Below are 18,280 nucleotides of genomic sequence, written 5' to 3' on the forward strand. Positions count from 1 at the left end.
CGAGGTGCAGACCTTCCTGCCCTACCCGGACTTCGCCGCCACCGCCCGCGTCCTCGACCCGCGGCGGCTCGGCAAGCAGCGGGTGGAGGCGCTCCAGGTGTTCCGCGCCCTCACCGTCCCCGGGTACGGCTGGCAGCGCCATCCCGCGGTGCTCATGTGGACCGGGTACGAGGAGGCGGTCGTCCGCTACGGCCTGGAGATCTGCGCGCGATGGTGCACACTCGGGCGCGCCGACACCTGCGCCGCGACGATGACCGCCGAACTCGCCACCGGCGGCGGCCCCGCGCGGGCCCGCGACCAGGAGGCGCTCGCCCGCGCCGGACAGCTGCCGCCGTGGCTCGGCGAGCCCGCGTTCCACCTCAGCCACCGCTCCGCGCTCGTCCGCAAGGACCCGGCCTTTTACGGTCCGATCTTCCCGGACGTTCCCGACGATCTCCCCTACGTCTGGCCCCGCTCGGACCGCGACCGCACCGGCCGCCCCGAGCGCCCCGGCGGCACCGGCCGCCCCGGGGGTCATACCGGGGCCGATGCGGGGTAGGGCCTGACCTCGGAGGTGGGCGATGAACGCCGATGGACGGCCGGACGGCCGGCCCCGCGGCGAGCGGCTGCTGCGCGATCTGGTGGCCGCCAGCCACGCGATCTCGCTGGAGCAGATGCCCGGCCTGGTCGCCGAGCACGCCGCGCGCGCCGGCCTCTTCGACGTGCGGATCTACGTGGTGGACCTCCAGCAGCGGGTGCTGCGGCTGCTCACCGGCCAGGGCGGCGACGCCGGCCGCCGGTCCGGGGACGAACCGGAGGAGCTCCGCGTCGAGGGCACCCTCGCCGGGCGGGCCTACCAGAACATGGCGGTGGTCACGGGGCACCCCGAGCAGGACGGCGCCCACCACCTCTGGGTGCCGGTCCTGGGCGGCTCGGCACGGATCGGCGTCCTGCGCGCCACCGTCGCCCCCGGCGACGAGGAGGCCGCGGCCGACGCCGAGTGCCTCGCCGGCCTGGTCGCGCTGCTGATCGTCAGCAAGGGGGCGACCAGCGACTCGCTCGCCCGGCTGGTGCGCACCCGCGACATGGCCGTGTCGTCGGAGAAGCAGTGGCGGCTGCTGCCGCCGATGACGTTCGCCAACGACGCGATGGTGATCGGCGCGGCGCTGGAGCCGGCCTACAAGCTCGGCGGCGACTCCTTCGACTACGGCCTCGCGGGCGACATCGTCCACCTCGGAGTCTTCGACGCGATGGGCCACGACACCTCGTCCGGCGTCACCGCCAACCTCGCGGTCGCGGCGCACCGCAACAGCAGGCTGCGGGGCGCCGGCCTGGTGGACTGCGGCCGCGCCATCGAGGAGGTGCTGATCGAGGAGGACGAGTCGGGCCGGTTCGTCACCGCGGTCCTCGCGGAGCTGGACGCCCGGACGGGCGTGGTGTCGTGGATCTCGCACGGCCACCCGGCGCCGGTGGTGATCCGCGGCGGCCGCTGGGTGACGGCGCTGGACTGCGACCCCGGCCACCCGCTCGGCACCGATCTCGGCATCGAGCCGGCGGTCTGCCGGGAGCAGCTCGAACCCGGCGACCGGCTGCTGCTCTACACCGACGGCATCGTGGAGGCGCGCGCCCCGAACAAGCAGGAGTTCGGGCTCGTCCGGTTCGTCGACTTCATCATCCGCGCCAACGCCGCCGGGCTCCCGGTCCCCGAGACGCTGCGCCGGCTGATCCACAGCATCCTGCGGCACCACGAGGGCCGGCTCGACGACGACGCCACCGTCCTGCTGCTGGAGTGGCGCGGCTCCGCGGGCATCCGGCGCGCCGCCCCCGACGCGGGGTGACCCGCGCCGGGGGTGCGGCCGCTCACGGCGCGCCCGATCAGGAGGCGTCCAGGGCGCGCATCAGCATCGGGTACGCGTCGTGGAGGTCCCGCTGCCAGTACGGCCAGGAGTGCTGGCCGTCGAAGAAGCGGGTGGTGACGGGGATGCCGAGGGCGTCCAGCCGGTCGGCGAAGGCGTGCGAGACGTCGTTCGCCGCGGCCTCGACGGGGTCGGTGAACGGGAGCCCGCCGAGCGATCCGGCCTTGCCGTTCCCGCTTGCCACGTACAGGCGGACGCCCGCGAGGCGGCTGGCGAGGTCGGCCGGGTTGTGCGCGTGCCAGATCGCCGCCTGCGCGTCGGGCTCGCCCCAGACGCGCCGCCAGTCGGTGCCGGGGCAGGAGAAGGACGGCCCCCAGCCGATCGAGTCGTCGCCCGGCTTGTACCCGTGAAGGGTGTCGACGTAGCCGCTGAAGGCGGCGGCCGCCGCGAACATTCCGGGGAAGCGCGCCGCGTACAGCATCGCGCCGAGGCCGCCCATGGAATTGCCGGCGATGACGCGGCGCCCGTTCGCCCGGTAGCCGTTCTCCAGGATGGCGGGGAGCTCCTTCATGTGGAAGGTCTCCCATTCGGGGGAGCCGCCCTTCCCGTAGTTCCACCAGTCAGAGTAATTGCCGCAGCTGCCGCCTTCCGGCATGACGACGATGACGGGGGAATGCGCGGTGAGTTCGGCGACGTCGGTATCGCGCGTCCAGGCGGTGTAGCCGTCGACGCCGCCGTGCAGCAGCCACAGGGTCGGCCATCTCCGGTCGGCGGTCCTGGACCATCCGGGCGGGAGGAGGAGGCGCACCTTCTCTTGCGCGCCCATCGCCGGGGACTGGACGGTGAGGTCGATGGTCCGCGGCGCGACGGCCTTCTCCGCGATCACCTTCGCGCCGGTCAGGGTGCCGGTCGCGGTCGTCGCGGCGGCTGCGGGACGGGCGGTGGGGACGGCGGTGGCGAGCGCGGCGGCCAATACGAGGGCGAGCGGCAGGGCGAGGAACCCCGGCCCTGCGACGGGGGTGGAGCGTCGGAGCAAAGCGGGCCTTCCGGGCATGCCGGCAGGGTGGGCCGGCGGAAAAGGGGAGCGCCGTGGTAACGGCGAATGCGCGCAGCGCGGCGAAGGGCGGGTCGCGCTTCCGCCGGCTGCCTTCGGGCCGTTGTCCGGCCCGGTACCGATGTGCGTTCCGAGATCGGGGATATTGCTACTTACTCCGAGTAGATTCCCGTTCCGGTTACGTTCCAAGCATCGCGGAAGAATCGCAAAGAAGATTGTTTCCGTACCCGCGTCGCGCCGGACGCCTTTTCGGGCGCCCGGCGCGTGCGGTGTTCGGGGTGTGCGCGATGTATTCGATGTTCCCGGTGCTTCGGGATATGCCGGGTTCCCGAGGTGCTCCGGGCCCGGCGGGCGCCGTCAGGCCTCTGGCACCGGCTCGGCGGTCGGGGCGTTCACGTACTTGACGGCCATCCGCACCGCGCCGCGCAGCAGCCGGTACAGGATCAGCGCCAGGCCCAGCAGCGGCAGCACCAGCAGCACGATCTGCAGTCCCGAGGCGGTCAGTTGGAGCGCGCCGGCGCCGTGCTCGGCCTCGGCGGCCAGCATCTGGATCTTCTGCCAGTCCATCCGGACCAGCCCGGGGACCTGCGTGGAGATCAGAACGAGCTGGAACAGCATCACCGGGCCGATGACCAGCACCCACATCGTGACGAAGACCTGCGGCCAGCGCTTCAGGTCGTTCAGCCGGGTGTCGGCGCGGCGCAGCAGCAGCGTGCGCCGCAGGATCGGCCCGATGTACTTGAACAGGTCGGGGACGCCGACGAGGTCGGACATGATGTAGTAGCCGTCGAACCGCAGCGTCGGCAGCAGCTGCTGCAGGATCTCCAGGTTGACGTACAGCACCGCGACGAGCAGCGGCTCGAACCCCGTCTTCAGGTACGCCAGCGTCAGCGCGACCACGAAGATGCCGTTGAAGTAGACGCCGGCGAGGTCGGCGCGCAGCCGCCCGAGCCGCCCGAGCCGGTACGACTCGGTGATGTCGGTGTAGAACGCCGGCCAGACCAGGTAGATGCCGCAGCCCATCACGCCGGGCCGGACGCCCCCGTACCGGCAGGCGGCGGCGTGCCCGATCTCGTGGAACGCGCACGACGCCACCCCGAGGCCCATGATCAGCAGGATGCTCACCGGGGCGAGGATGGTGTGCTGCAGCGCCGCGCTCATCGACCGGGTGGACAGCACCCAGGTCTCGGCGGACACGACGGCGGCCAGCGCGAGCACCAGCGTGACGGGCCGGAACAGCCAGCCGAACAGGCCCGCGACGAACCAGGTGACCGACTCGGGGAACACCGCGATCCGGAACCGGAGCCCGAGGAACGGGTCGGCCTTCACCACCGGCGGGGCGGTGCCGTCGCTGTAGGTGGTGACGCCGAGCGGGGCGAGCTTGCGGTCGGCGAGGTAGACGACCTGCTCGCCGGTGAGCCGGGCGCCGGCCTCCTGCGAGACCGCGTCGGCGACCCGGTCCAGGGCCGTCTCGATGTCGGTGCCGCGGGCGAGGTCGCGGTGCTCATGCAGCGCCTTCGCGACCAGGAACAGCAGCGGCGGGAGCCGGACGAGCTGCCGGTTCGGCAGGCAGACGAGCTGGGGCGGTTCGCGGTAGCCGGAGTTCTTGAACTCGCCGACGAGCTCCACGCCGTCGGCGAGGACCGGCAGCGTGAGGGACGCGGCGGGCTGCGCCGTCGCCACGGACCGCGCGCCGCCCGCGGCCTGCCCCGCGCCCGCCGGCTGCGCGGTACCAGCCGCCGGCTGCGGCGCGTCCGCCGGTTGTGGCGTATCCGCCGGCTGCGGCGCGTCCGCCGGTCGCGCGGGGGCGCTCGCGGTCGCCCGTGCCGGGGAGGCGGCCTTGCGGTGTGCTCCGCTCATGAGCCGTCGTTGTGGACGACGACCGGGACGCAGGTCGTCGTCGTGTAGCCGGCCTCGGCGAGCAGGCCGGTGCCGAGCAGTCCGGGCGTGCCGGTCGAGTGCGTGTACTGGCAGGCGTAGGAGGTCTCGGTGTCGGCGCCGCCGGACCCGCCGTCGTTGATGTTGGTGTTCTTGTTGCCGTTGTCGCCGCCGGAGAGCAGGGTCGACAGCACGGCCCGCTCCGGCAGCACCTCGCCGGACAGCCGGTCGAGTTCGGCGTAGCTGAACGTGTGAGGGTTGGTCTGGCTCATCGGTCGCCTAACAGGTCGTCAGAGATATACGGAAAAGGGGGGAAGGGCCGGCGGGAGAACGCCAGCCCTTCCCCATCGGGCCGGAGCCCGCTTGACGCATCGACTCGGATCAGTGACCCGAGACCACCGTGCTGCTGGCGCAGGTGAACGACGAGTTGGGGTTCTCGGAGCTGAGACCCAGCGCGCCGATGAGGCCGCCCTGCGAGTGGTTGATGGCGCTCTGGCAGTTCGGCACGACCGCGGTCGTGCCGCCGTCGTGGCCGCCGCCGTGGTTGAAGTTGAGGTTGTCGTTGTCGTTCTCGCCGCCACCGACGAGGAGGGTGGACAGCACGGCGCGCTCCGGCAGGACCTCGCCGGCCAGCGCGTCCAGCTCGGTGTAGCTGAAGGACTTCATGTGGTTCCTTTTCTTCCTTGTCACGCCCGGATCTCAAGGTGGAGCCCGGATGTCCCTTTCCCGCCACAGGTCGTGACGGATAGCTCTACGTATAGCACGCGTGACTGACCGTGTCCAAGTAGTGGTTCGGTCACTCAGGGTGTTGCGTCTCCCTCTCGCGGCCCTCCCGTCACCGTCGCCGTACCGCCGTATTGCCATCCGGCCCTTGCAGGTGTGGAGATCGGGGTTTGGGTAGGGGAAGAACCATCCGCGCAGAGCAGGAGGAGAGGCATGGCTGACAGCAGTTTCAGCATCGACGTGGCGCAGATCCGTCAGCGCGCCCGGCAGAAGATGGCCGACGGCCCGGTGACGTCCGGCTACAAGCGCAGCCCCGAGGAGGTCATCGGCGTCCTCAACGACGTGCTCGCCACCGAGATCGTCTGCTGGATGCGCTACGCGCAGCACGCGATCAGCGCGACCGGCATCGACCGCGCGCAGGTCGCCGCCGAGTTCACCGAGCACGCCGACGAGGAGCGCGAGCACGCGATGCGCGCCGCGGAGCGGATCAGCCAGCTCGGCGGCGACCCCGACTTCAACCCCGAGACACTGGGGAAGCGCTCGCACACGACCTACGAGACCTTCGCGGACGGCGACCTCAGGGGGATGCTCGAGGAGAACCTGGTCGCCGAGCGGATCGTCATCGAGTCCTACCAGGAGATCATCCGGTGGCTCGGCGACGGGGACGTCACCACGCGCCGCATCATGGAGGAGATCCTCGCCGAGGAAGAGGAGCACGCCGACGACCTCATGGACCTGCTCGGCAACTGAGCGCGGGGCGTTCCGGCGATTGGGCGCGTTCCCGCGGGTACCGGAGCCGTCATGGAATTCGGATACACCCTGCTCTGCGAGCAGACACCGCCCAAACAGCTCGTCACCGACCTCGTCGAGGCGGAGGACGCCGGCTTCGACTACTCCGTCATCTCCGATCACTACTTCCCGTGGCTGGAGGCCCAGGGGCACTCGGCCTACGCGTGGTCGGTGCTCGGCGCCCTCGCCCAGGCGACGCACCGCATCCCGCTGATGACGTTCGTGACCTGCCCGATCATGCGATACCACCCGGCAGTGGTGGCGCAGAAGGCCGCCACCGTCGGGATCCTCTCGGACGGCCGGTTCACGCTCGGCCTGGGCGCGGGCGAGAACCTGAACGAGCACGTCGTCGGGCGCGGCTGGCCCTCGGCGGACGTCCGGCACGCGATGTTCGCCGAGGCCGTCGAGATCATCCGGGCCCTCTTCTCCGGCGACTACGTCAACTATGAAGGCGAGCACTACCGCGTCGACTCGGCGAAGCTGTGGGACGTCCCGGACCGGCCCGTCCCGATCGGGATGGCCGCGTTCGGCGCGCGCGCCGGGCGGCTGGCCGCACAGCACGCCGACCTGCTCATCTCCGACCAGCCCGTCGGCGACGTGGGCCTACCGGCTGGCCGGCCGGCTCGGCATGGGCGGCCAGGGCGTGGTCTACCTCGCGCACGACGCCGCCGGCGCGCCCGTCGCGACTACCGTCCGTTAGGTTCCTTCGAGTGCCGCCTTTTCCTGCGACGACCCCGCCGTGGCCTGAGAATCCGGATCCGGGTATTGACGGGTTCCCGGTCGCTGTCTACGTTCTCACTAGAACGCGTTCTACCTAGGTGACCGGTCACCGATGTCGAGTGGCGCGACGGTTTCCGGACACCGCTCCCCGACGCCGCGGTGCTCCCGACCGCCCACCCGACATGAGCGGATCGGGCGTCCCGGGTCGCGGATCCCCCCCGCCCCTCCGGGTGCAGGCGCGACGCCCGAACGTCCCCGAAATGAGGGCTCCCTTGTCCCGCATCAAGAAGATCGCCGCCATGGTCTCCACGTCCGCCGCGGCCACCGCCATCGCCGTCGCCGCCACCGCCGCCCCCGCCCTGGCGTGGACGGCCGGCCCCTACACCGCCACCCTGTCCGGCAACATGACGATCGACGCGGGCACCGCAGTGACCTGCAGCGGATCCACCCTCAGCGGCGACCTCGCCGCCGACGGCTCGCTCACGGTCACGTCCGCGGGCATCTCCGGCTGCCCCGTCGGTGTCGAGCCGCAGGACCTGCCGTGGAGCGGCAGCCTGGGCGGCGGCAACGCCAGTATCAGCGGTTTCTCGGTCGAGGCCCTCGGCTGCACCTACGGCGGCACCATCAACGGCACCTACTCCGGCGGCGACACGCTCCCGGCCACCGTCACCTTCAGCAACCAGAAGGTCTCGGCGACGGGCGGGTTCTGCCTGGTGCAGTCCGTCACCCTCACGGCCACCTACGTCTTCTCCCAGTGACCGCCGAGAACTGACATCCCCGAGACCCGGGCGGCCCCGCGCCGCCCGGGTCTTCCGCAAGCCTCTGCTTACACGGCGATCCGGCATTTTCGCCCGATATCATGCGCGAAACGCGGAAGCAGGGCGGGGGCGGATGGCGGCCGAGGTTCTCGGGGGCAGGTACCGGCTGGACGAGCTGGTCGGCGCGGGCGGGATGGGGCAGGTCTGGCGAGCCTACGACCAGACACTGGACCGCGTTGTGGCGGTGAAGGTCATCGCCGGTCTCAACGCGGCGCCCGAGGCGGCCGCGCGGCTGCGGCGCGAGGCGCGGGCCGCGGCGAAGCTGACGGGCCCGCATGTGGCCGCCGTCCACGACTACGGCCGCGACGACACGGCGAACCGCGACTACATCGTCACCGAGTTCATCACCGGCACCGACCTCGGCAGGCGCGTCCGGGAGCACGGCCCGCAGGACCATGGCGACGTGGCCCGGTGGGGCGTGCAGATCTGCGACGCGCTCATCGAGGCGCACGAGGCGGGCGTCTACCACCGCGACCTGAAACCGCAGAACATCATGCTGACGGCGCGCGGTGCGATCAAGCTGGTCGACTTCGGCATCGCCGCGTACGCGGAGGCCGCCGACTACACCCGGATCACCGCGTCCGGCGTCGTCATCGGCACGCCCGCCTACATGTCACCCGAGCAGGTCGAGGACCGGGACGTCGACCACCGCAGCGACCTGTACTCGCTCGGCTGCACGCTCTTCGAGCTGCTGACGGGCCGGCCGCCCTTCACCGGGAAGGTCGTCACCATCCTGCTCGACCACGTCCGAACGCCGCCGCCCGCACCGGGTTCGATCCGTGCCGGAATCCCGTACTTCTGGGACGACCTCGTCGGCATGCTTCTCGCGAAGGATCCCGACCGCCGGATTTCCAGCGCCAATGCCCGGAAGGTCCTCGAACTCATCGTCTCCGCCGCGCCTCTGCTTCCATCCGCCTCCGAGGCCGGGCTGACTTCGCAGAAGCAAGCTGCCGCGTCGGGCGAAGCGCTCGGGGGCGCGGCGAAGCCCGACCTCGCCCAGCAGGCGGGCGTACCGGAAACCGGCCAGGCCGGCGAGTACGTGACCGGCCGGGTCAAATGGTGGAACGAGGAGAAGGGCTACGGCTTCATCACGCCGGACGGCCCAGGGCCCGACGTGTTCGCGCACTACTCCAACATCCTCATGGACGGCTACCGCACGCTGAGCGACGGCCAGCGGGTCCGCTTCACGGTCGTCCAGATGAAGCGCGGCCCGGCCGCGGAGAACATCACGCCTCTCTGACGGGGGACGTCAGGCGAGGCCGATCAGGCCGGGTTCGCCGTCACATGGTTCTGGTCCGTGCGAGCCACCTTCGCATGGAGGTCTTGTACTGCTCCGGCATGCGGAGGCGCTGAGCGTCTTCGAAGGGGACGATGGAGAGGGCCTTGTGCTCGTGGGAACTGCGCGCCGTCTCCGTCCCTGAATAGTGTGCTCCGTACGTGACGATGAAGACGTGCCTCATCGGCGTGATCTCATACACCCACGTGTCGATGATGGACTCGACCTTGACGGTGAGACCGAGCTCCTCTTGCACTTCCCGTTCGACACAGATTTCGGGGGCCTCGCCGATCTCCCGGCTCGGCGGACGGACCAGCGTCTTCTGAGGGGGCTGCTACCGGCATCGCTGGGTGGCGCGTTGGCCGGAGCGGCCGCGCCGGTCAACGACCGCGAGCCCCGACCGGCGGGCGGCCGAGGCTCGCGACGCCGCGCGCGGGGGCTGTCAGGCCAGGTCGTGCTCGCCGCCCTTGACCTCCCGCGCGAACACCCGCCAGGCCGCCGCATCGAACGCCAACTCCGGCCCCTCAGGATCCTTGCTGTCCCGCACCCCGACCACCGATGCAAGGTTGGCCACCTCGACGCAGTCACCGCCGCTATGGCCGCTGTAGCTGCTCTTGCGCCATCGCACGCTGGGCCTATGAGTCATAGCTCCTCCAATATGGTCTTAATCAAGGTCCGCGACTCCTCGACGGGTAGCGCGTGGCCGCGGAGCAGGTCCCAGCGTACGACTTTGTCTCTGACCCTGGAAGGCTTCTCGATCAACAGGCCTTCGCCTGCCGACTCGGTGTATGCGAGGTCTGGTTCTTCATCAAATCCAAGTATTGTGAAGCTGCCCTCGAGCCCCGCATGATAGCCGGAGTTGTTTGGCACGACTTGAACCATGGTGTTGAGTCGTTCGGACGCCTTGATCAGCGAATTAAGTTGCTCACGCATGATCTCGGGGCTCCCGACCGTGCGCCGTAGCGCGGCCTCATCCAAAACCAGCCAGGCATGAGGCGTGTTCTCGCGCGTGAGAACGGACTGTCGCTCCATGCGTTGCGCCGTCAGCTCCGAAGCGTTTCCTCTGTCGGTCGTGGTAATGATGGCGCGCGTGTAGCTTTCGGTCTGGAAGAGACCGTTGACTAGCTGCCCGCAGAAGATGCGGTAGGACGTAGCCCTCTTCTCGTACTCCAAGTACTCCGCGAAGCCGGGCGGAAGGATGAACTGAACCTCGACCTTCTTGGCGAGCTTCCACAGGCGGTGGTAGTGGCCGTCCGTCTTGAAGTAGGTGTCGAGGTCTATGGCGCTCTGCTCGGATGCCTTGCGGCCGCTCTCCATCGTGCTGATCCATTGCGGCGTGCAGCCGAGCGCGTCAGCGAGTTCCTTGCCGGTGAGCTTCGCGTTCTCGCGCATGCGGCGGAGTTCTTCGCCGAAGAAGACGCGAGCTTGGTTCTCAGCCATGAGGGCCTCCGAGGGGTAACCAGGCGGCTTGATTGAGTTGATCTCGCTCCGCTTGACCGGGGGTGTCCTGCGGTTACTACCGGACCATAACTCACGGTGTGAATGTGGTCACAGCATTTCGTCAACTCCGACACGAGGTTTCTTGGATGAGTTGCAGGACGATAGTGGCCGATTCACCGAAAAACGGGCACATGCCGTTCGGGCCGGGCTGGTACGGCGAGGCCATGGGCAACGGATTCGTGGCGCGTCGCCTCGACCGCCTGACCGACTACCAACTGCTCAACGGCTGCCTGCCGGAGGTGCAGGCCCTTGACGAGGGCGAACTCTGGCTGCTCTGCGACGCCCAGACGCGTCTCGCCGAGAGGATCGCGCTCGCCGAGTCCATCCGGAGGCAGCCGTGAGCATCTCCGACCACCACGAGCACACCGCGGGCGTCGAGTCGTACGTACGACTCCAGGCCCTCGCTATGCACCTCAAGGCACACGGCTTCGCGGTCGAGACCGTGGCCGGCGGTCTGATCGTCCGGAACATGTCCAGGGCCGGGTGCTGCGCCAATCAGAAGACGGCCGGCGACACGATCACCTGCCGTCCGTACCAGGCGGACAGCGGGCGCTACTGGTACTTCACGTCCTGGCAGCAGCCGATCGCCGAGACCGAGCGCATCACCGACGCCCTGGTGATGATCAAGGGATACCTGGGAGCCCCCGATTGAAGGCCCCCCGCCCCGGGACCTGGTGTCCCGACCCGGCTGCCTATCTGGCCGCACTGAGAGCGGAATTCCCGTCCTGGGGGATCATCGCCGACCCGGAACGCCCGATCTGGATGGCCGTGCGTGGCAGCGGCCTGTTCGTCAGAGCGACCGATGGCTTCACTCTCCGCCAGCGCCTCCTGGAGATATCCCGGCGATGACCCCGGCCCGTCGTCAGGCGAGCGAGCGGAGGCGGGCGCGCATCAGGAGGCAGCACGTCGCGGAGTGCGTGATCGTGCCGTCGAGGGCCATCTCCAGCGCCTCGTCGAACCGCATGACCAGCGGCTCGATGTGCTCGGTCGGTTCCGGTGCGGCCTCGCCCTCGGTCAGGTCGCGGGCGATGAACAGGTGGTTGCGGCACCGGACGATGGCCGTGAACGGGTCGACGTGGCCGCAGTCGATCCATTCGCGCGCGGTCAGCCCGAGTTCCTCCGCGAGCTCGCGCCTGGCCGCCGCGACCGGTGCCTCGCCGTCGTCGAGGCCGCCGCTGACCAGCTCGATCGACGGTCCGCCCAGCCCGTACTTGTACTCGCGGACCAGGAACACCCGGCCGTCCGCCGCGATCGGCAGGATCGTGACGCCGTCCGTCATCGTGACGAGGCCGATCAGGCCGGGTTCGCCGGACGTGTGGATCACGCGGTCCTCGCGGACGGAGATCCACGGATTCTCGTACACGGCGCGGGACGAGACGACCTCGGGCGCCGGATGCTCGATCACGTCAAGGACCCCCTCGCCCGTACCATGCTCGCCGTTGCGCGGGCGCATCGCAGGGGGCAGTCCACTACCGGCCTGCTCGCCGATGGTCCCGGCGCCGATCGGGCCGGTGGTGGGGGTGGTGCATACGGGCCCAAAGGTGCCCGGTTTTCGGTATGGCCGGAACGCGGGAGTTTTATTGTATTCTTTGTCAATACTTGCGAATGTGACTGCCGGGACAGTAGTTTCTTCGGGCGAGTGAGCGCAAGGCCGGGGCTGGCGTGCGGTCCGGCTCGGGTCTGATCGGCTGGGGAGTCATGAAGAAGCGAACCGACAGGAAGATCGCCATCGCCGGGACGGCGGCGGCGGCCGTGATCCTGCCCGCCGTCATGGTCGGGCTCGCGCAGGCCGGGGTCGGGGTGCCGAAGGGCAAGCCGCAGTCCGCCGGCAACGCGCAGCCGATCCCCTCCTTCGGGCCGCCGACCCAGCCGTCGCAGGTCACCGGGTCGCCCTCGCCGAGCACCTCGCCGTCCAAGCCGATCAAGGTCCCGGACGTCCCGCTCGCCAAGGGCGAGAACCCCTTCGGCACCGGCGGCTCGCCCGCCTCGAACGACCCCGACAAGAACACCGGCTCGCACGGCGAGAAGCCGCACCTGCCCCCCGGCACCGGCGACGGCAAGTACGCCAAGGCCCCCGACGGCGCGACCATCACCGCGGTGAAGAAGGTCAACGCGCAGGAGTTCGACGTCAGCATCGCCTCCCCGGCGCTCGGCGCGGTCGTGCAGACGCGGGTGTTCGTCCCCAAGGGCTGGAAGGCGAGCGGCACCGCGACCTACCCGGTCGTGTACGCCTACCACGGCGGCAACAACAAGTACACGTCCTGGAGCCACGACGGCCACATCGAGAACGTCGCGAAGAACTACAACGCGATGGTCGTCATGCCCGAAGGCGGCTCGAACGGCTCGTACAGCAACTGGTGGAACGGCGGCAAGGGCGGCATCCCGGAATGGGAGAGCTTCCACATCTCCGAGGTCATCCCGCTGATGGAGCACAATTTCCACGCCGGATCCTCGCGCGCCGCGGTCGGCCTGTCGTCCGGCGGGCAGGGCTCCATCACCTACGCCGAGCGCCACCAGGGGATGTTCAAGTACGCCGCGGCCTACAGCGGCCCCCTCAACATCAGCGCGCCCGGCATGCCCGCGGTGCTGACGGTGATGAACAACACCACCGCGATCTGGGGCGACCCGATCCTGAACCGGTCGAACTGGGAATCCCACGACGCGACCGCCAACGTCGGCAAGCTCAAGGGCATCGGCGTGTACGTCTCGTCCGGCAACGGCAAGCCCGGCCCCTACGACGACCCCAACACGCCTCCCGGCAACGCGGGACGGGTCGGCGAGGACCTCGCCGGGCAGATGAACGTCAACTTCGTGAACGCCGCGAAGCGGGCCGGCGTCCCCGTCACCGCCCACCTGTACGGGCCGGGCATGCACAACTGGAAGTACTGGCGCCGCGAGGTGGACCTCAGCTGGCCCACCATCATGGCGGCGATCGGCGCCAAGAAGATCTGATCGCGTGGGGCCCGCCCGGGCCGCGGTAGCGTGGCGCGGGTGAAGGGGTTGGCGCGGCGCGAGTTCCAGCTCGTGCTGTTGCGCCGGATGGCGGACTACCAGCCCGGCCTCGTCGAGGACGCGGTGCGCGCGCTGGACGGCACGCGCACCGAGATGCGCGAGGTCAACGCGCGCTGGCAGCGGATCCTGCGGTCCCGGACGTTCCCGCGCGGGCGGCGCCGCTACGAGGCGGTCCTCGGCCCGCCGGCGGACGCCGGTGAGCGGCGCGTCGGCGACGTCGTGTGCGAGGTGGCGTCGTGGCCGCCGTTCCCGCTGTGGCCCGGCCTCCGGTTCGAGATCACGATGGCGCCGGACGGGTCGGTCGCGCAGGAGTGGCTCGTCCGGGACCCGGGATCGCCGGTGCCGGCGCTGCGCACCGTCGACGACCTCGTCCCGTGGAGCTGCGTCGTCGGCGACCTCGCCGCCCGCTGGGACGGGCTCGCGCACCAGGACGGCGACGCGCCGAGCCGCTGGCACGTCGGCTTCACCGCGCCCGACGGATCGTCCTATGTGGCGCATTTCGTGTGGGGTCTGCTGCAGGACGTGGTGAGCGTCTAAAGTCGCCGGGTTGGCGCAATTTTGGGTGGTTGTTGGGGTATTCCGGCGTTGCCGCGTCCGCGACGATGGCATTTCCGCCCATAGCGTGGTGGGCATGTGCGCTCAGAAGGCCGGCCCATGCCGGAGGTGACCGGACACGCGCCCGGACGACCGTCCTGGGCGGAACTCGCGAGCCCCGACGCGAAGGCGTCCCGAGAGTTCTACGGCAGCCTGTTCGGGTGGTCCTGCTACACGCTGACCGTCCCGGAGTACGGCGACTACGACGTCTTCACGCAGGGCGGCGTCCAGGGGCCGGAGGTCGCCGGGATGCAGCAGCTCGCCGACGACGCGCAGCCGCCGTCCTGGTCGGTGTACTTCGACACCGATGACATCCAGGCCTCGATCGACGCGGTCAGGGCCGAGGGCGGGCACGAGCTGATGCAGCCCGTCCGCATCGCCGACCTCGGCGAGATGGCGCTGTGCGTCGACCCGGAGGGCGCCGGCTTCGCGCTCTGGGTGCCGGGCCGCCTCAAGGGCGCGGGCGTCGTCGACGAGCCGGGCGCGATGTGCTGGGTGGAGCTGGCCTGCCACGACGTCGGCCAGGCGCGCCGCTTCTACGGCAAGGTCTTCGGCTGGCAGGCGGCCGAGCGCCGGTACTACTCGCCGTACACGAACCTGAAACTGGGGGACCGGTCGTTCGGCGGCATCGTCGACCTCGACCATCTCCGCGAGAACGGGTACGAGGCCGAGCCGCACTGGATTCCGTACTTCTGGGTCGGCGACTGCGACGCCATCGCGGCCAGGACGGCCGAGCTCGGCGGCCGCGTCCTCCTCCCGCCCACCGACATCCAGCCGGGCCGGTACTCGGTGCTGGCCGATCCCGCCGGCGCCCGGCTGGCCGTGATCGCGCCGGGCGGCGGCCCACCGGAGGCCTGACGATGCCCGAGGCGATCAAACTCGCACCCGGCCGGCCGAGCTGGATCGACCTGGGCAGCCCGCACCCGGAGACCGCGCTGACGTTCTACCGCGAGCTGTTCGGGTGGTACTCCTACACGCTGACCGTCCCCGGCTACGGCGACTACACCGTGTTCACGCTCGACGACGTGCAGGGCCCGGCGGTCGCCGGGATGCAGTCGCTCGCCGACGACGCGCAGCCGCCGTCGTGGACCTGCTACTTCAAGGTGGAGGACTTCCGGACGACGATCGAGGCGGTGAAGGCCGGCGGCGGGCGGGAGTTGATCTCGCCGATGGACTACGCCGGGCTCGGCTCGATGGCGCTGTGCATGGACCCGGAGGGCGCGGACTTCGGCATCACTACGCCGGGCAACGAGATCAAGTTCGGCGCCGTCGACCGCCCGCTCACGATGTGCTGGGCCGAGCTCGCGTCCCGCGACGTCGAGCGGGCGCGGCGCTTCTACGGCGCGGTGTTCGGCTGGGAGGCGGTGGACCGCGTCTACTTCGGCTCGGTCTACACGAACTGGAAGCTGGGCGACTGGTCGGTCAGCGGCATGGTGTCCATGGACGACACCTGGCCGCCGCACTACCCGGCGCACTGGATCCCGTATTTCTGGGTGGACGACTGCGACGCGACCGCCGCCCGGGCCGCCGATCTCGGCGCGACCGTCCGCATCCCGCCCGCCGACATCCAGCCGGGCCGCTACTCGATGTTGACCGACCCGACCGGCGCCCGCCTCGCCGTCATCACCCCGAGGATCGCCACCGGCCCCGGCGGCTCCCCTTAGGAGAACACGCCGATGCCGTTCGCGACCGCGCGCTCGGCCCCGTCGGACGGGACGTTGCGGACCGTCGCCGCCGGCTCGCCGGGCCCGCGCGCCACGAAGGCGGACGACCCGCCGCCGTCGAGGTTCACCCCGGCGGACGCGCCGGCCCGCGCCAGCAGCGACGCCAGCTCGGAGACCGTCAGCCCGCCGCTGGCCTCCGACCGCCCGTCCACCACGACGAGGTACAGGTGGCGGCCGTCGCGGCTCACGCCGGCGGCGGTGCGCGGCGCGGGACCGGCCGCGTCCAGGCCGTCCAGCGGGCGGCCGCCGCGCAGGATCGGGAAGCCGCCCACCGCGAACCGGAACCGCACGTCGCCGGTGAGCCGGTAGCGGACCTTCACCCGGTCGCCCTTGTGCAGCTTCAGCAGCGCGGCGGCGCCCGCGTCGCGTCCGACGAGCACCGTCGTGCCCTTGGGGATCGCGCCCGCGCCCACCGTGTCCGTCACGTCCGTGACGACGCCGCGCCGCACCGCCACCTCCGCGGTGCCGGTGCTGCACGGGTCGTTGCGGGCGTCGTCGGTGCCGCAGACCGCGCGCTGCCGCGACACCGCGCCCCAGTCGCTGGTGAACGCGCCGACGCCGCCGACGGGCAGCGCGTACTGGTTGAGGCCGCCGAGTTCCAGCGTGCCGAGCCGGGAGCGGACCGTCCCGGCCAGGCGCAGGCTCGCGACGTGCCCGCGGCGGTCGGCGCCGACGCCGATCACGTCGCGGGCGGACGTCCCGGGCGGCAGCGCGGGCCCGAACCGCTGGCCGTCCGGCACGGCCGCCTTCAGCGCCCGGCCCCCGTCCACCTCCGGCCCCGACGACGAGCCGGTCGGCGGCACGCCCGCGTGGGTCTCGCTGATGTTGAAGAAGTCGCCGTTGACGCCCGCGACCGCGTGCTGGGCGTTCGCCATGGCCGACACGGTCGCGCGCTGCGCGATCGCGGGCGGGTGCAGCAGGCCGACCCGGACGTGCGGCGCGCGCAGGTCGACGTCGAGCAGGTCGCCGACCGCCTTCCCGCCGATCCCGGACGTCTCGAACGTCCGCGCGACGACCCCGGGCGACAGCGGCAGCGCCGAGGTGTAGCGCAGGTCCCCGACCGCCGCCGCGCGCGGCATCGCGCGGGCGGTGGACCGCTCGCCGGATCCGGCGCCGTCGGCGGCCGGGGGAGCCGGTGCGGCTCCCGCCGGCAGCGCCGTGCCCATGACCATGACCGCCGTGCTCATGACCGCCGCGACGGCGACCGTCCGCGTCCTCACCACCGGTACCACCCTTCTCCGCTCGGACAGCTCGATGATCATGGCGCGGCGAGGGTGAACCGGTGGTGCCGGTGGTGCGAACTTTCGTCAATGATCTTCCTGCTCGGAGGGGGAGCCGGGGGAGCCGGGGGGATTGACGGGCGCCGGAAACTAGAATTACGTTCGAATTCCTACTGGTCGGTACGGAGGGTGGACGATGCGGGCAGCGCGCGAGGCTTGGCGCCGGCTGGAACCGGTGCACGGCATGATCTACTTCGTGCCGGAGGGACCCGAGCGCTACGCCGCGCTCGGCCTGGACGGCGCGGCCGGCTACTTCGCCTCCCGGTCCGCCGCGTTCGGCCGGGCGTCCGCCGAGCTCGTCATCGCGACCTTCTACAACTTCCATCCCGGACTCGTCCGCGCCGCCCTGCCCGCCGCCTGGGACAAGGCGTCGCCGGAGCAGGTGCTCGCCGCCCGGCGGGACGCGGCCGGCGCCGCGCTGCGCCGCGCCGGCATCGACCGCGTCGACGGCCTCGAAGAGACCCTCGGCCTCGCCGAACGCGCCGCCGAGGCCGCCTGCGACCACCTGCACGGCCGCCCCCTGTTCGCCGCGCACGCCGCCCTGCCCTGGCCGGACGAGCCGATCGACCGGCTCTGGCACGCCCAGACCCTGCTGCGCGAGTTCCGCGGCGACGGGCACGTGGCCGCGCTGACGGACGCGGGCGTCGCGCCGCTCGAGGCCCTCGTCCTGCACGCCGCCACCGGCACCATCCCGACGCCGTTCCTCAAGGCCACCCGCGCCTGGCCCGCCGACGAGTGGGCCGCGACGGAGGAGGCGCTGCGCGCCCGCGGCCTCCTCGACGGCGACGAGCTGTCCGCCGAGGGCAAGGCGTTCCGGCAGCGGATCGAGGACCGCACCGACGAGCTCGCGCTGCCCGCCTACGCCGCCCTCGGCGAGGACGGCTGCGAGCGCCTCGCCGAACTGGCCCGCCCGTTCGGCCGCTCCGTCGTCTCCGCGGGGCTGCTCAACCCCGCGCGCTGACCGCTCCGGGGCCCGGAAACGGCGGAAAACCCTTGGCGCCGATTCCGGGCCCGCGGTTATCGTCGCGCGGCCGCGGAACATTTCCGCGGCGCTGCCCGGCGAGAGCCAGAAAAGGA

22 protein-coding genes are annotated in these 18,280 nt (G+C 71.1%); 13 read left to right on the top strand and 9 right to left on the bottom strand.

All coding sequences use genetic code 11. From position 1 onward, the window contains the following. Positions 1-4 precede the first annotated feature (4 nt). Together F8568_RS09635 and F8568_RS09640 are read left to right on the top strand one after the other, a co-directional pair. Positions 5-538 (top strand): MSMEG_6728 family protein, encoded by a 534-nt coding sequence (locus tag F8568_RS09635; protein ID WP_151593168.1) that lies wholly within the window; start codon positions 5-7, stop codon positions 536-538. A gap of 22 nt (positions 539-560) precedes the next feature. Continuing rightward, positions 561-1,817 carry a PP2C family protein-serine/threonine phosphatase gene (locus F8568_RS09640; RefSeq protein ID WP_151593169.1) on the top strand — a complete coding sequence of 419 codons (1,257 nt, stop codon included), beginning with the start codon at positions 561-563 and terminating at the stop codon, positions 1,815-1,817. A 37-nt stretch (positions 1,818-1,854) separates the two neighbouring features. On the opposite strand, the gene F8568_RS09645 is transcribed toward F8568_RS09640, so the two are convergent. From F8568_RS09645 to F8568_RS09660, 4 genes are all read right to left on the bottom strand, one after another. Then, entirely contained in the window at positions 1,855-2,889 is a 1,035-nt protein-coding gene (locus tag F8568_RS09645) for an alpha/beta hydrolase (RefSeq protein WP_151593170.1), read from the bottom strand. Positions 2,890-3,246: 357 nt separating this feature from the next. Further along, entirely contained in the window at positions 3,247-4,749 is a 1,503-nt protein-coding gene (locus F8568_RS09650; RefSeq protein WP_160573557.1) for a hypothetical protein, read from the bottom strand. Next, positions 4,746-5,039, bottom strand: a complete 294-nt coding sequence (locus F8568_RS09655; protein WP_151593171.1) for a hypothetical protein — start codon at positions 5,037-5,039, stop codon at positions 4,746-4,748. Before F8568_RS09655 ends, F8568_RS09650 begins: the two co-directional genes overlap by 4 nt. Before the next feature lie 109 nt (positions 5,040-5,148). Further along, positions 5,149-5,433, bottom strand: a complete 285-nt coding sequence (locus tag F8568_RS09660; RefSeq protein ID WP_151593172.1) for a hypothetical protein — start codon at positions 5,431-5,433, stop codon at positions 5,149-5,151. 270 nt (positions 5,434-5,703) lie between these two features. On the opposite strand from F8568_RS09660, the gene F8568_RS09665 reads away from it, so the two are divergent. The 4 genes from F8568_RS09665 (at position 5,704) to F8568_RS47930 (ending at position 9,057) form a co-directional block, all read left to right on the top strand. Continuing rightward, positions 5,704-6,240 (top strand): ferritin-like domain-containing protein, encoded by a 537-nt coding sequence (locus F8568_RS09665; protein WP_151593173.1) that lies wholly within the window; start codon positions 5,704-5,706, stop codon positions 6,238-6,240. 51 nt (positions 6,241-6,291) lie between these two features. After that, on the top strand, positions 6,292-7,101 hold the full coding sequence (locus F8568_RS09670; protein WP_236008579.1) for a TIGR03557 family F420-dependent LLM class oxidoreductase: 810 nt from the start codon (positions 6,292-6,294) through the stop codon (positions 7,099-7,101). Positions 7,102-7,259: 158 nt separating this feature from the next. Continuing rightward, complete coding sequence (locus F8568_RS09675; protein ID WP_160573558.1) at positions 7,260-7,757, top strand: hypothetical protein; 498 nt, start codon at positions 7,260-7,262, stop codon at positions 7,755-7,757. Between the two features lie 133 nt (positions 7,758-7,890). Continuing rightward, entirely contained in the window at positions 7,891-9,057 is a 1,167-nt protein-coding gene (locus F8568_RS47930) for a protein kinase domain-containing protein (protein WP_151593174.1), read from the top strand. 40 nt (positions 9,058-9,097) lie between these two features. On the opposite strand, the gene F8568_RS09685 is transcribed toward F8568_RS47930, so the two are convergent. From F8568_RS09685 to F8568_RS09695, 3 genes are all read right to left on the bottom strand, one after another. Continuing rightward, a complete protein-coding gene (locus F8568_RS09685; RefSeq protein ID WP_151593175.1) occupies positions 9,098-9,409 on the bottom strand; it encodes an NUDIX domain-containing protein in 312 nt (103 codons plus the stop codon). A 126-nt stretch (positions 9,410-9,535) separates the two neighbouring features. After that, positions 9,536-9,721 carry a DUF397 domain-containing protein gene (locus F8568_RS09690; RefSeq protein ID WP_407924465.1) on the bottom strand — a complete coding sequence of 62 codons (186 nt, stop codon included), beginning with the start codon at positions 9,719-9,721 and terminating at the stop codon, positions 9,536-9,538. Between the two features lie 14 nt (positions 9,722-9,735). Continuing rightward, positions 9,736-10,533, bottom strand: coding sequence for a helix-turn-helix domain-containing protein (locus tag F8568_RS09695; RefSeq protein ID WP_151593177.1), 798 nt, complete (start codon positions 10,531-10,533; stop codon positions 9,736-9,738). A gap of 164 nt (positions 10,534-10,697) precedes the next feature. Here F8568_RS09695 and F8568_RS09700 point away from each other — a divergent pair, with 164 nt between their 5' ends. Both F8568_RS09700 and F8568_RS09705 read left to right on the top strand, forming a co-directional pair. Then, positions 10,698-10,934: a hypothetical protein gene (locus F8568_RS09700; protein ID WP_160573560.1), complete on the top strand. Its 237-nt coding sequence runs from the start codon at positions 10,698-10,700 to the stop codon at positions 10,932-10,934. Further along, a complete protein-coding gene (locus F8568_RS09705) occupies positions 10,931-11,245 on the top strand; it encodes a hypothetical protein (RefSeq protein WP_151593179.1) in 315 nt (104 codons plus the stop codon). The genes F8568_RS09700 and F8568_RS09705 overlap by 4 nt, the downstream gene beginning before the upstream one ends. Positions 11,246-11,455: 210 nt before the next feature. Here the strand turns inward: F8568_RS09705 and F8568_RS09710 are convergent, their stop codons facing one another. Further along, positions 11,456-11,998 carry an NUDIX domain-containing protein gene (locus F8568_RS09710; RefSeq protein ID WP_160573561.1) on the bottom strand — a complete coding sequence of 181 codons (543 nt, stop codon included), beginning with the start codon at positions 11,996-11,998 and terminating at the stop codon, positions 11,456-11,458. Between the two features lie 293 nt (positions 11,999-12,291). Between F8568_RS09710 and F8568_RS09715 the strand changes: the two genes are divergently transcribed. From F8568_RS09715 to F8568_RS09730, 4 genes are all read left to right on the top strand, one after another. Next, the gene (locus F8568_RS09715; protein WP_151593181.1) at positions 12,292-13,545 is read left to right on the top strand and encodes an alpha/beta hydrolase; all 1,254 of its coding nucleotides are present in this window, start codon (positions 12,292-12,294) and stop codon (positions 13,543-13,545) included. A 39-nt stretch (positions 13,546-13,584) separates the two neighbouring features. Beyond that, positions 13,585-14,142 carry a hypothetical protein gene (locus F8568_RS09720; RefSeq protein WP_328600801.1) on the top strand — a complete coding sequence of 186 codons (558 nt, stop codon included), beginning with the start codon at positions 13,585-13,587 and terminating at the stop codon, positions 14,140-14,142. 117 nt (positions 14,143-14,259) lie between these two features. Further along, positions 14,260-15,057 (top strand): VOC family protein, encoded by a 798-nt coding sequence (locus F8568_RS09725; protein ID WP_151593182.1) that lies wholly within the window; start codon positions 14,260-14,262, stop codon positions 15,055-15,057. A 2-nt stretch (positions 15,058-15,059) separates the two neighbouring features. Then, positions 15,060-15,863, top strand: a complete 804-nt coding sequence (locus F8568_RS09730; protein ID WP_151593183.1) for a VOC family protein — start codon at positions 15,060-15,062, stop codon at positions 15,861-15,863. On the opposite strand, the gene F8568_RS09735 is transcribed toward F8568_RS09730, so the two are convergent. Continuing rightward, positions 15,860-17,146 (bottom strand): phosphodiester glycosidase family protein, encoded by a 1,287-nt coding sequence (locus F8568_RS09735; RefSeq protein WP_202124734.1) that lies wholly within the window; start codon positions 17,144-17,146, stop codon positions 15,860-15,862. The two genes, F8568_RS09730 and F8568_RS09735, sit on opposite strands and share 4 nt — an antisense overlap. 193 nt (positions 17,147-17,339) lie before the next feature. Between F8568_RS09735 and F8568_RS09740 the strand changes: the two genes are divergently transcribed. Next, positions 17,340-18,164, top strand: a complete 825-nt coding sequence (locus F8568_RS09740) for an SCO6745 family protein (protein WP_151593184.1) — start codon at positions 17,340-17,342, stop codon at positions 18,162-18,164. Positions 18,165-18,280: the final 116 nt, after the last annotated feature.

Source organism: Actinomadura physcomitrii, assembly GCF_008923205.2.
GTDB lineage: Bacteria > Actinomycetota > Actinomycetes > Streptosporangiales > Streptosporangiaceae > Spirillospora > Spirillospora physcomitrii.